The sequence below is a fragment of the Neobacillus sp. CF12 genome (assembly GCF_030348765.1).
Classification (GTDB): domain Bacteria; phylum Bacillota; class Bacilli; order Bacillales; family Cytobacillaceae; genus Neobacillus.
Genome location: NZ_JAUCEU010000007.1, coordinates 161,409 through 174,637, shown reverse-complemented (window position 1 = coordinate 174,637; position 13,229 = coordinate 161,409). Strand labels below are relative to the sequence as shown.

Annotated in this window: 13 protein-coding genes; 3 read left to right on the top strand and 10 right to left on the bottom strand. The window is 37.1% G+C overall.

Annotated elements, in window-relative coordinates:
* Nucleotides 1-130 precede the first annotated feature (130 nt).
* Entirely contained in the window at nt 131-352 is a 222-nt protein-coding gene (locus tag QUG14_RS01000) for a hypothetical protein (RefSeq protein ID WP_289338556.1), read from the top strand.
* Between the two features lie 30 nt (nt 353-382).
* Here the strand turns inward: QUG14_RS01000 and QUG14_RS00995 are convergent, their stop codons facing one another.
* The 8 genes from QUG14_RS00995 to QUG14_RS00960 form a co-directional block, all read right to left on the bottom strand.
* A complete protein-coding gene (locus QUG14_RS00995; protein ID WP_289338555.1) occupies nt 383-1,324 on the bottom strand; it encodes a sugar ABC transporter substrate-binding protein in 942 nt (313 codons plus the stop codon).
* Nucleotides 1,325-1,363: 39 nt separating this feature from the next.
* Nucleotides 1,364-3,430, bottom strand: a complete 2,067-nt coding sequence (locus QUG14_RS00990) for a PAS domain S-box protein (RefSeq protein WP_289338554.1) — start codon at nt 3,428-3,430, stop codon at nt 1,364-1,366.
* Entirely contained in the window at nt 3,372-4,232 is an 861-nt protein-coding gene (locus tag QUG14_RS00985; RefSeq protein WP_483310788.1) for a CheR family methyltransferase, read from the bottom strand. The genes QUG14_RS00990 and QUG14_RS00985 overlap by 59 nt, the downstream gene beginning before the upstream one ends.
* 2 nt (nt 4,233-4,234) lie before the next feature.
* Entirely contained in the window at nt 4,235-6,988 is a 2,754-nt protein-coding gene (locus QUG14_RS00980) for a response regulator (protein ID WP_289338553.1), read from the bottom strand.
* Nucleotides 6,989-7,236: 248 nt separating this feature from the next.
* Nucleotides 7,237-7,803 (bottom strand): dihydrofolate reductase family protein, encoded by a 567-nt coding sequence (locus QUG14_RS00975; protein WP_289338552.1) that lies wholly within the window; start codon nt 7,801-7,803, stop codon nt 7,237-7,239.
* A gap of 297 nt (nt 7,804-8,100) precedes the next feature.
* Complete coding sequence (locus tag QUG14_RS00970) at nt 8,101-8,571, bottom strand: SRPBCC family protein (RefSeq protein WP_289338551.1); 471 nt, start codon at nt 8,569-8,571, stop codon at nt 8,101-8,103.
* Between the two features lie 219 nt (nt 8,572-8,790).
* Nucleotides 8,791-9,231 (bottom strand): SRPBCC family protein, encoded by a 441-nt coding sequence (locus QUG14_RS00965; RefSeq protein ID WP_289338550.1) that lies wholly within the window; start codon nt 9,229-9,231, stop codon nt 8,791-8,793.
* A gap of 127 nt (nt 9,232-9,358) precedes the next feature.
* Nucleotides 9,359-9,628: a hypothetical protein gene (locus QUG14_RS00960; protein WP_289338549.1), complete on the bottom strand. Its 270-nt coding sequence runs from the start codon at nt 9,626-9,628 to the stop codon at nt 9,359-9,361.
* Nucleotides 9,629-9,979: 351 nt separating this feature from the next.
* Between QUG14_RS00960 and QUG14_RS00955 the strand changes: the two genes are divergently transcribed.
* Together QUG14_RS00955 and QUG14_RS00950 are read left to right on the top strand one after the other, a co-directional pair.
* Nucleotides 9,980-10,282, top strand: coding sequence for an MFS transporter (locus tag QUG14_RS00955; RefSeq protein ID WP_289338548.1), 303 nt, complete (start codon nt 9,980-9,982; stop codon nt 10,280-10,282).
* Between the two features lie 87 nt (nt 10,283-10,369).
* A complete protein-coding gene (locus QUG14_RS00950) occupies nt 10,370-11,188 on the top strand; it encodes a mechanosensitive ion channel family protein (protein ID WP_289338547.1) in 819 nt (272 codons plus the stop codon).
* Nucleotides 11,189-11,306: 118 nt separating this feature from the next.
* On the opposite strand, the gene QUG14_RS00945 is transcribed toward QUG14_RS00950, so the two are convergent.
* Entirely contained in the window at nt 11,307-11,441 is a 135-nt protein-coding gene (locus QUG14_RS00945) for a hypothetical protein (RefSeq protein ID WP_289338546.1), read from the bottom strand.
* Between the two features lie 211 nt (nt 11,442-11,652).
* Nucleotides 11,653-13,227 carry a glycoside hydrolase family 5 protein gene (locus QUG14_RS00940; RefSeq protein ID WP_289338545.1) on the bottom strand — a complete coding sequence of 525 codons (1,575 nt, stop codon included), beginning with the start codon at nt 13,225-13,227 and terminating at the stop codon, nt 11,653-11,655.
* Nucleotides 13,228-13,229: the final 2 nt, after the last annotated feature.

The window sequence follows — 13,229 nt, the reverse complement described above, 5'->3', positions numbered from 1 at the left end:
CGGTGGGCCTCTCCCATATCGTCAAACTTTTTCTATTTGATAAAACTGCTTATTGACAACTACATTATTAATTAAGATACTCTATTCAAAGAGTGAATCCCATCCACAACGAAAGTAGGTATGACTCACGATGAACGTATCAATACACATCCATTACGAATGTAATGATAATAAAATCATGCGTAGAGGATCGTTTAGGGTAGGTAGCAAAAAGAGAGAGCACGTGGCTTATGACTTTTGGAAATGGATTAAGAAAGAAAGTCCATACTCTGTTAAACTTGAAAAAGTGATTTGTGATGGCGAAGATATTACTCCATTGGTAAAGGAAATAGATGAAGCACCTCTCAGATGAGAAGTGCTTCATTTTATTACTATTTCAGATCTACTTCACTATTTTTTCATAAAAATTCAATCGATGTTGTGCATTCTCTTTGATGATAATATCTACACCACTGTCCACGAATGGTTCCACATTTTCTCCCTTTAGCACTTTCAAGGCTGTCTCAACGCTCAAATATCCCATATCATAAGGGTTTTGGGCCATGGTACCAGGGAGGGTTTCGTCTGCAATTAACGCAAGCATATCGGTAAGACCATCCGGTCCGATGACAGGGATCGAGAGTCCTTGTTTCTTTAACTCCGTAATGACCGGGAAGGCGATCGTGTCATGACTGGTCACCACACCTTTTATATCAGGATGGTCACGCAAAACCATTGTGATCGCCTTTTGGACGGCTTTGGGATCATCTGATATACCTGTTTTGGTAAAAGCAATTTCGATTCCTGCATTTTGTAAAGAATGGGTAGCGCCTTCGACCCGCTCCCTAAACACCGGGAAAGATAAATCACCTCCTATAATAGCAACCTTATCACCTGGCTGCAGCTGGGAGGCTAAAAAGGCTCCTGCTTTTTTACCTAAGTCGTCATTATCGGTTCCGATATATGCAGTTTTGTTTTTAATGGTAAGGTCTGTATCTACTAGCAAAATGGGAATATCCGTTAGTGTTTCTAATGTCGGGCCAACAGATGAACTGTATGGAGCCGTTATGATAAGATCGGGCTTTTCTTTGTACGTCTTCATTAATAATTCTACCTGTTCCTGTGGTGTTGCTTCACTTGGTTCCATCACTTTTCCATCAATCCCAAAGTCTTTAAACCCTTTTTCCATACCGGCCTTCATAATTTTCCAATATTGTGAGTCTCCTGCTTTTAACACCACGACCACAGTCGGCTTTTTATCAGCTAGTGTTACGGATATTAAACCTAGAACCATGACAGAAATGACAGCACAAATAACCAAAATCATTTTCCCTTTCTTTAACACGGCATCCTTCCCCCTCTCTTTTCGTGTTAAAGGATGTACCTACACGTTGGTTACGCTGGGAATGAGTTGAAATCGAACAGAGAAAGTGGTCCCTTCATCACCCGTTTCAATTTCAATTTGGGCATCATGCCGTTTGGCTACACTGTAACAAATGGCTAATCCCAACCCTGTTCCGGTTTCCTTTGTGGTAAAGAAAGGTGTCCCCAATTTTGATAATACTTCTTGGTTGATTCCCTGGCCTTCATCTTTTATTTGCAGAACCACTGTCTCTTTGTCTTTATAGGTTTTAATGGTCAAATTCCCATTAGAAGTCATGGCATCCAATCCATTTAAGGCAATATTTAAGATGAGTTGGCGTATTTCTTTTTCGTCCAGCGAGATGTCAGGACAATTTGCTAGGTCAAGCTTTAGCTGTTTATTCGAACGTAATGCTTCCGCTTGAATCAAAGGAAATAAAGCTTCTATAATGGCGTTCAAGTTTTGCTTCTTTTTGAGACTGATTTTATTTTTAGCTAGATTTAGAAATTCTGTGATAATCGAGTTTGCCCTTTTCAATTCCTCTAGCATTAGATCGATGAAATCAGTAGATAGATTACCGACTTTATTTCTGGATAATTGTAAAAATCCTTGAACGGTTGTCATCGGGTTTCGAATCTCATGGGCAATACCTGCTGCCATCTCGCCGATTAAATTTAATCGATCCAATCGATACATTTCATTCTCGAGGTGAACCCTGTCCGTGATATCGGTCAAAACCACCAGCAAACACGGTTCGGAATGGATATCAATCAACTCAGTAGATAGTAACCCTGATCGAACTTCCCCTTTTTTCGTCTCATATCTGATTTTCTTGTTTCTACTCTTTTTATTCAGATCAATATACGTTTCCGTTGCTTCATCGATAAAATGGTTACTATTTATCTTTTGATGGATTAATTCATCACAGCTATAACCAATAAAATTAGTCCAGCTGGTATTGACCTCCATAAAAGTAAGATCCTTTTGTGATAAAATCGCCATTAAGCAAGGACTGGATTCAAAGATTTTTCGAAACCTCTCTTGGGAGCGGAATAGCGTGTCGGCCATCCTTTTTCGTTCTTCAACTTCTTTTTGAAGTTTCAAATTTGCCTTGGTCAGCTCAAGCGTCCGCTCTTGGACGATATGTTCCAAATTATGAAATCGCTGTTTTTTCACTTCTTCTATTTGCTTTCTTTCTGTTACATCCCGTATCGTACAAACAAAAATCTGCTCATCCTCGATGTTGGTGGAAGCAATTAACAGATCCGCATAGAAGTAGCTTTGATCCTTTCGACCAGCCATTACTTCTATGATTTTTCCTACCGATTGTCTAATGGTAGAAAGGAATGAGCGTGATGAGTCAAATAATACTTCATCCTCCCATTTAGGAAAAAGCGTCAGAACGTGTTTTTCCATCAATTCCTTTGCCTCGTATCCAAACATCCTAGTGACGGCCGGATTCACGGAAAGAATACAACCTTGAGTATCAAACGTGACAATCGTATCGGTTATCGTTTCACTTACGGCTCTTGATAATGCCTCTGTCCGACGTAAATTTAGGGTGGTTCTATCCAGCCTTTTGTTGACCTTATTCAGCTCAAGCAAATGTCCTAGATCCGTTTGAATGATTGTTTCTTGATGATTTTGATGGATTTTAACAAACTGCTCAATTTTCTTTTTCAATGTTTCCGGCGCAAAGGGTTTGAAAATATAATCGATCGCACCAACGGAGTATCCTTGATGAACATGTTCCATATCTTGACTAATCGCTGTAATAAAAATGATTGGGATATTTTTTGTTTTTTCTCTCGCCTTTATAAGTTTGGCCGTATCAAAGCCATTAAGTCCAGGCATTTGAACGTCTAGTAAAATGACTGCAAAATCATGTTGAAGCATGCATTTTAATGCTTCTTTTCCTGAATGGGCGCTAATAAGATTGTAGTTTGGTGAAGTGAGTACTGCTTCTAATGCCAGAAGGTTTTCTGGATGATCATCCACCATTAAGATATTCACCTTTTGAGCAGATGTATTATTTAGTTTTTCGATAGAGCCTTTCGGGTCCATCAAATTCTCCGTAACAGTCTTCATAACGTGTAAATTTGACCCCCTCTCTTTTTCCTAAACCAAGAAAACCCGAGGTACTCAGGCTTTCATATATTAATTGATGAACATCATTTTGAAGTTTCTTATTAAAATAGATGAGAACATTTCGGCATATAATCATATCAAACTCGTTAAATGAATGATCGGATACCACATTATGCTGGGCAAAAACCATATTTTTCTGAAGAAAGGGATGGAAACAAACCTTATCATCAATGGCTTTATAATATTCAGAAAAGGCCCGTTTCCCTCCTGCTTCAATATAGTTTTTGGTATAGGTTTTCATCCCTTCTAACGGAAAGGTACCCTGTTTTGCTTTTTCGAGAATAGTCTTATTTATATCGGTTGCATAGATTCTTGTTTTATCGTAGATTCCTTCTTCATGCAGGAGTATCGCCATGGAATACACTTCCTCACCTGAAGAACATCCAACATGCCAAATTTTAATCGAAGGATAATCCTTTAGTAAAGGGACCACCTTTGTCCGAATACTCTTAAAAAAACTTGGATCCCGAAACATCTCGGTCACATTGATTGAAAAGTCGGAAAGTACACTTGCCATCAAACCAGGTTCACGAAGGATTTTTTCCTGCAAGGCCGATATACTTGAAAGTCTCTCAATCTGAACGCGATGGTTAATCCTCCTTTGGATAAAAGGAAAGGCATAGTTTCGAAAATCATAGCCGTAATAGCGAAACATAGCCTCTAGTAATAAATCGATTTCAATTTTCTCGATTTCTTCAGCCTGTACTAGATTAGAAGATTCTTGCGATTCTACCTTTGCGATTATTACCCCTCCTTCGTGAACAGCCAAACTTGCATTAACGAGAACAACTGGTCCAAGTTAATCGGCTTACTAATATAATCGGTTGCGCCTGCCTCCAGGCATTCTTCTTTGCTGTGTTTCATCGCCTTTGCAGTAAGGGCGATGATCGGGATGGTTTCAAATTTGCTTATCTTACGGATATGTTGGATCGCTTCAAACCCATCCATCTCAGGCATCATAATGTCCATTAAAATCAGGTCGGTAGTAGGATGATCCTTTAGTACGTCCAACGCTTCTCTGCCGTTTTCCGCAACCAAAATCTCCATATCATGATTTTCAAGCGCAATCGTTAAGGCATATACATTACGAATATCATCATCGACGATAAGAACTTTCTTGTTTTTCAGAATCGATTTTCCATGTTTGATCATTGGCTCTTCCCTGAAAACTTGATCATTGGAGTTCACTAAATAATTCTCTTCTAAACTGACCGCTGCTTCCGTTCGAGCCCTAGACAGTTTTACTAGTTTGCTATTCATTTGACGGTTTGGCAAGTATAACGTAAATGTACTACCTTTGCCCATTTCACTTGAAACTTCTATAAACCCGCCTAATAACTGCGCCATATTCCGGCTAATGGATAGGCCTAATCCCGTTCCGCCATATTGGCGGCTGGTCGTTCCATCGGCTTGTCTAAAGGCATCAAAAATCGTCTCATGTTTTTCTTTTTCAATGCCAATACCAGTATCCTTGACGGAAAAAGCAAGCATCATTTCGGCTTGATGTTCTTCCCCTATTTTCTCCGTAAAGTGTTTCATGACCTCGCGGATTTGTAAGGAGACACTGCCACTTTCCGTAAATTTAAACGCATTGGATAGAAGATTTTTTAGGATTTGCTGCAATCGTTGTTCATCACTTATGAAAGTCTTTGGCAAATCGCTTTCCATTTCGATTGTAAAATGAACCTTCTTAAGATTTGCAAGCGGTGAGAATTGATGATAAATAAAATCTCTCACCTCATTTAATTCTACTTCTTTTGAAATCAAATCTAGTTTTCCAGACTCTACCTTTGCCAAATCTAAAATATCATTGATTAGGTTCAATAAATCATTACCGGAAGAGTAAATGGTTTTAATATATTCCTGTTGCTTAGGTGTCAGATTCCCTTCTCCATTTTCAGAGAGGATTTGTGCTAGAATGAGCAAACTATTCAGAGGCGTTCTTAATTCATGTGACATATTTGCTAGAAACTCAGATTTATATTTAGAACTAAGTTCCAGCTGCTGTGCCTTTTCTTCTAGCGCCGCACTAACCTCTTGTATTTCGAAATTCTTCTGTTTAGATGCTTCATACTGTTCCTCTAGTTTTTCATTTGTTGTTCTTAACTCTTCTTGCTGCATCTGAAGTTCCTCAGATTGGGCTTGTAATTCTTCCGTCAGGGCTTGTGATTCTTGCAATAATTGTTCTACCTTCATGTGGTTGATAATACTATTGATCTTAATCCCTAAATTGTTATTTACTTTTTCAAGCAGCTTTATATGTAACGGGGTTAACGCCTCAAAAGAGGCAATTTCAATCACGGCAAGTACCTGGTCTTCAAATAATACTGGTAAAATCATAATGGATTTAGGTGAAGCTTCTCCCAGACCTGAACCAATTTTCAGATAATCGTCTGGAACTTCGTTTAAATGAATCGGACGCTTTAAAAGTGCACATTGCCCAATTAATCCCTCTCCTAAACGAAATTGCTTTCGTTCCTGGTCCCCACCCATAGAGGCAAAGGAAGACATTCTTGTTAAATACTGGCCACTTTTGTTCACTTCCTTTAAATAGAAGACACCGTAGCTTGCTCCCACCATAGGTACTAACTTTGTAATTAGCATACTGGCTAGCATCTGGACATTTTCTACTTCCGGATAAAGTGTTGCGATTTTAGCAATTTTGGTATTCAGCCAACTCAATTCTTCTGCTTCTTCTATTACTTGTTTCTCGTTTCTACTATGTTTCTCAAGTGCATTAGCCATTTTATTAAAGGCCATAGCGATTTCACTCAGTTCCCCTTTTGAGGAAATTTCAATACGTGGTAATGTATCAAAATCACTGGCGGTTGCCTGTTTCATTACGTCTGTAACCTTGTTAAGATTGTTGCTGGTGCTTTTTATGATCCATATGGCAAAACTGATACCGATGATTAAGCCGATTACAAGGTAGATGTATATATTTTCAACTGCCCAATTATAGGTATCTTTTGAACGTAACAGTTCATCCTTCATCTCTTGTTCTTGTAAGCCATGAAGCAGTTCAGCCAGTTGAGCCCTCCTAGACCCGAATTGTTCAATATCAGTCAAAAAAGCAGGAGTAAGTTCAGCGTTAGGATTGATTTTTCTTTCCAGTAACGCTTGCTCACCCATATTTCGATAAGATTCATGTAGGATTTTAAGTTTACCAATGAGTTCCTGGGATTTCTCTTGGGTGTCCTTTTTCTCTAGTGACTCAATCGCCAGTTGTAAGTCTGAATTTGAATTTTCCCATGCATTCATCAAGTCTAAATTGATTGCCGCTTCACGATTTTTCAATAAGGCATTTAACACATTTGTTGTTATTGAAGTCTCGTCTTTAATCGTAGAAGCAATTTCGATTCTCTCATTTAAATCATTAATGACAACGTTCATTTTAACAGTCGATTGTTCAAGCATGTTCATTAAAATCATAACGATAATCGTAATGAACAATAGCAATGAACCAATGCTTGCATAGAGCTTCGTTCGAAATCTCATAAATCCTCCTAATTGGTAGTTTTCAATGGATCATATTGTAGGTTCCTTAATTAATTAAAGTAGTAAAAATTTTCTCATTTTTAATCATACTTTAAATTCTTAATTATCTCCATATGATATTTTAGTAATGTTCTAAAGTTCCTATTGGTAAAAAAAAACATCCTTACTATTAAACATAAAAAGGTGCCTGTAACTTGTCAAATTCGACAAGAAACAGGCACCAATAAATTTGGTGAAGATGTATATAGTCAATCCCTCTTAAAATGGTAGATTAACTGGACAACTCCAGAGGAGAATGATCTTGTATGAACCAATTTCAAATTTACCCTCTCTTTTATGTCAATAAACAACGGTTTTCCTTCTCCCAAAATAACCGGGTGAACAGATAATCTAAATTCATCAACAAGACCTAAATTCATAAAACTTGTTATAAGGCTGGCCCCACCATATAACCAGATGTCTTTACCAGGAATATTCTTTAATTTATTGACTTCTTCAACGACCTGATCATTTATAAATATTGCATTATTATCAGTCCCTGTTTGTGTTCTGGTAAAGACATATTTTTGTTTACTATGTACTGCTTCCCACATTTCTTTTTCAGCATCATCTTCTGATTCTGGTGTAAATTGCCCCCATAAATCATAGCTCTTTCTTCCATATAAAATTGTATCAATTTGATTTAAGAAATTAATAAATCCCATGTCCGGGTCCATAATGCACCAATCAACTTCTCCATTTTTCCCTTCAATAAAACCATCTAAAGTAACGGCTAAATCTAAAATTATTTTTCTTGGCTTTACCTCGATAGACATCGTTCTGCCTCCTTTTAGTTATAAATATTTTTCTAGCTCCAATTTCTTATATTGCCATATTAACAGCATTAATTTATGTTAATATTCTTATTGTCTTCTAAATGTTTCATTCCATAATCTGGTACATTATAAAAAGACGCCTTCTTAATTAAAGAAAGCGCCCTTTTGCTGAATAAAAATTAATCCTAGTTCACTTGTTCCTAGACATATTTTTCATATGAAAGGCTTTATCCATATTAAGTAAAACCTCTGTTACCTTGAATTTATATTAAAATGATGGATATGTAATTTTCATGTTTATACTAATTCTTTCAAACATAAAAACATATAATGCCAACCTTGTTCGGTCTCTTTTTTCCAATCTTCATGTGCTTTTTCAATATCTTCTGTGGTCCAACCTTCTTCATGGGTCACGTTAATTTCTTGTGTGAAGATCATTTCACAGCCTGATTCAAGCGGTTGGATCTCCACTGTAATGTCGTCTTCTAAATCACTAAATTGAGGCATTTTGAATGTAAAAACGAGTTTCGTTGGTGGTTCCACCACTTTGTATTCTCCAATAGCTAGGTAATCTTTCCCATCTCGATGATCCACAATTTCCCATGTTCCACCGACACGAGGATCACTCTCTGCCACTTTATTCGTATGTTCCATGGTAAACATCCATTTTTTAAGCATTTCTGGGTTAGTCCACGCATCAAACACTTTTTCTGCTGGAACATCAAATTTGCGTTTCATAGGAAGGGTTGTTTTTGATGTTTTTGTCATGCGAACCATCCTCTTCAACGATTATTATTCTGTTGATTCATTATTACATTTTCACTACTTGAAACGTTGTTCCTTATAAAACGAAAGTGATCATTTCAAAAATCAGTATTCTCAATATAGGATAATTTCACAAAGTAAAATCCTTCACAATTCAGAATGTTACCATCTTTACTTCAGAGAAGGTATCTCCAAAATGAATCAGCTTTCAATCTTTGAGAACTATGAGAATACTGCAATTTTACGTGCGATAGATTCTGTTAAACGAGATGCTACTTTTGGAACAGCCCATTTAATAATTGGTGTTAACACTGCACCCGATAATCCACCTGCATGGACGTTCACCGTACAAGTCATTGTTGTTTTACCATTAACATCTTCTGCAGTAAAGTGACCGCTTCCTGTAAAATTATCTGATAAACCTTTTAGTTCAAACTTAATATTTGAAGGTTCATTCCATACGGTAATATCTACCTTCGCTTGTATTGTTTTTTTAATACCTTTCACACTACCTTCAAATGTCCAAATAGATTGCTTGTCATCTATGATTTCATGTTCTTTATAGGCTGGTACTGACGTTGCCCATTTTTCAAGATCACTGACATAATCCCAAACTGCTTGTACATCTACTGGAATTTCTACTGTATGTGTTCCCGTTGCCATTATGATCCCCACTTTCACTACGTATGAATTGTAAATTTACATTTCACAAAATAATTATTACATAAAAAGCATTAACTTACATCACTAATAGCTTGCCTTTTTTCCAATCCTCTGCAATCTTGTCCCATTATTGAAATGAATCTAAACGTCTTATTGGGGATTTTCGACAGTTGGCCGGTAACTTTTTTGCAATGCCTGATAATTCGCATAACATGGATACATTAACCCAAAAAACTGCCAAAAAAAATTTGAGACAGCTATCCTCAGCCAATTCAAAATCTCTTAAAATCGATAACGCCATCGCGAAAACATGCTTTTTATGGTCAATATATAATTGCTTAAATTCATCCCGGGGATCCACCGAGGTCTTTAATTGATGCAAACTAGTTTGAGTCATCTTTGGCCTCCTTTCATATAGTAGACGGCCAACTTTTGTTTTTTATTGGTAAAAAATTAATTTTTTTATCTCTATTATCTTCTTCCATTATTTTTTGACAAGTAGTAGCAATTCTTATTTGAAATTCTTTTTGACCCTCTTTTAAGTTAAGGGTCTTAAATAACAAAAGAACAAAACAATATGATTAACATGTAAGTTCTCAAATTATACTGTTACATCTTCTTTAAACCATTAAATGATTGGGTATGCAAGGAATAGGCAAGCATTTGAGAGGAATATGATAACGTATTCTTTTCATTTTTTTTATAATAGTGATACGTATCCATTAGGGATTAGCAGGTGGTGAAATTAATGATACTTCGTATAAAAAAGTTGTTCGCAATAAAAAGCTATAGTCTTTTCATGATTTGTATGCTTCTCGTCGGAACAGGAATCTCCATTACGATGCCATATTTATCTTTGTATTCTACCGAGGAATTTGGAATGAGCACGGGGGCTTTTGGTATTTTTATGGCTGTAAGTTCACTAAGTGGAGTATTAATAAACTCTTTCATTGCTCAGCGTTCTGATAGTGGGATTAATAGAAAAAACATCATTATTTTTGCCATGTTTTCTTCTGCATTAGGCTATGCCAGAGGGCTTCTATTTTTTTAGGAACAATGATATCGTTAAAGGTTGTTGGGAAAGGAAGTTTTTCTCCTTATCCGCATTCTGGTATAGTGTGAAATTAGGGGTGATAGTGTGTTTTTCTTAGAACTGTTCGAGAAGTTTCCCGTAAAAATTTTAACCGTGGCACTGCTGATTATACTCACTGTTTATATGATCCGCAAATCCATCAATCTTTTCTTTGACAAGACGAGCTTCTTGGATGAAAATTTTGAGGATACATTGATGCATTTTGCGAACCAGGTGACAAAGGTATTGGGATTGGTTTTATTCTTAATTTATGTTGCTAGCCATTTCTTCGAACTAACAAGATTTCTCACTGGTTCGGTCGTGGTGGCAGGTGCCTTGGCATTGATCTTCCAGCATATCATCCGAGATTACATTATGGGGCTTACCTACTTGTTTGAGCGCCAGATCCATCTCGGGGATTATGTAATCATCAATGGAAACCGTCAAGGGAAAATCGAGGAAATCAGCATGCGCCACCTGAAGATCCGCCAGTATGACGGATACCTCTATTCGGTCTCTTATAGCAGCATCACGGAACTTCAGAACGGGAACCGGGGAATGCGCAGGGTGAACGAAAGCCTTGTCCTCAACTATAGTCAAAATCCAGACGATGCCTTCAAGGTAATGGAGGAAGTTGCACAAACTTGCAACGAGAAATACGGTCAATACCTGTTAAAGGATGAAAACGGAGTACCCTTGGAGAGTTTCAAATTTAACCAAATCACCGAACTGAACGTGGATTTCAGGGGTCACCGGTATTCATTATCTGGTCTTGTGAAGGAAGCGGATTTCGTGGAAGCGGTCAAAAAGGTGAGGTATGAACTGGCGATGGCGGCCTACAAAAACGACTTAGGGATGGCAGAGAGCCACAACACAAGCCATTAAAATCATAAAAAAGCAAGAGTTCATCTCTCTTGCTTTTTTCTATTGTTTTTATAAATTCAACAAGTAACAATCCTTACTTTACATTTTTACACTAGATAAGTTATAAACAACGGGGTTCTCACATTCTTTGTTTTTTCAATTCAGTTACAATCTCATTAATACGTTTTTCCACTTCATAAAGGTTCTTCTGCATCCGATCACGCCGACTGGTCAAGACCTGCAATTCCTGATTCAATTCCTCTGTTTTGCTCATGATTTCCCCTCCGAATTATGATATATCATTAGCATACTAGCAGAAAACCCATCTTTAGATGGGTTTCATTGATAAATCCCTACTCAAATTCATCTTATATATTATTCTTATCATCATAATTTTAATTCGTAAAAATCTTCAATTGCTTTTTCTCTCCCGTATGCCTTATCCGGCTTTTTCAATTTTTTCACAATACAGCACCAAGTAAATCCTACTCCACTATTTTTATATCTATATAATCTAACTGAAGTTGACCACTTTGACATAGAAGGTGTAATGAATATTTTTTGATATCTGGATTACTGAACAATGGTGTATCTATCGTTGACCAATTACCATTAACATCTAACAAACAACGAAAATGATCACAGTCTAGTTGGAGTTCTCCATTTCCTCGTGCAAAAATGGAGAATTGTATAGTCGGATACGATTGATCTATAACAAATTCATATTGTAAACCTTCCCCTGCTGAAAGATCGACAATGATATTTTCTTCCTTAGGCTCCGGCTCCCCGCCGTGTCTTTTGTAATCAGGAACTCCACTTTTCCCATTTTCAAACAAAATAGTTACTGGATCCTGAGAACGTAATTCAACATGTTTTGCTCGAGGTCTTATAGTAGAGTATTGGGAGTAGAATTCGCCATGAATTCTTATCGGTACTCGACATATAAGACTATTGAAAACCAAATCATTAATGATTGGATTTTGAATACTCAATAGAAAATCATTAAATATATCGATTGCTTCATTTTGTGGAATGGCGATTTCTCCATCTATGAATGCGATTATTTTACTCCATCCCTTAGCAGTCGAAAAAGAAACAGGCGAGTTGACAGTGTCCATTTTTTTATAGGTCCAAAAAGACCATGAAATGTTCAACTTATCGTAAAGCGGGAATATCGCCGAATACCAAAGAAGATTATTTTCCCCACCCTCTCCCATGAACAAGGGAACATTCAGTTGATTCCGATAGGCTAGAAAATTAGATAAGCTTTCTTGATCTGGGGGACTCCAATATTTATGAAATTGGAGCATGATATTAGAATCTAAGTCTTCTATTCGTACCCCATCAAATATAGAGAAATCGGTTGCCCAGTGAACGCCTTCTAGGATAATAAGATGTTGTTGATCAACCGTTCGTATAGCTTGAATTAATTCTTTGTATAATGGGAGAACCTGATGATTGTATTCTGCAAACCAGTTGGGTAAAGGTTCATTTAATAAATCGTATCCAGCGATTATACTTTCATTCTTGTATCGTCGTGCAATTTCGGTCCAAAGGGCAATTAAATCAAGTTGATAGTGACTGTTCATAAATAATTCAGGCAGATCTACTAAGCTATCATCAATGTTGGTCCCCGTTTGTCCGCCAGGTGCTCCATGCATATCCAGAATGATATAGATACCATATTTTTTACACCAATTAATCAGTTGATCAATATATTTGAATCCATCTTCTTTCCACCTATATTGTTCATTTTGCCTATCGTAAAGGTGACGAGCATTTAACGGCAAACGTACTGAATTATAGCCTTTTTTTGCTATCAGCTCGATATCCCATTCTGTTATATAGGTAGAATAATAGGTTTTCCAAAAATGTTCTGCATACTTCGAACCACAGAGCTCGATGATTAGTTTTTCCATCCGACGAGGACGATCACATTTGGTATATAACTTCCACATATATCCTTCAGGTAAAAGCCATCCCCCTAATCCGAAGCCTCGAAGGACAATTGGTTCATCCCCACGATATAATGAGCTGTTGACCCTTTTGATAAAGTTCATCT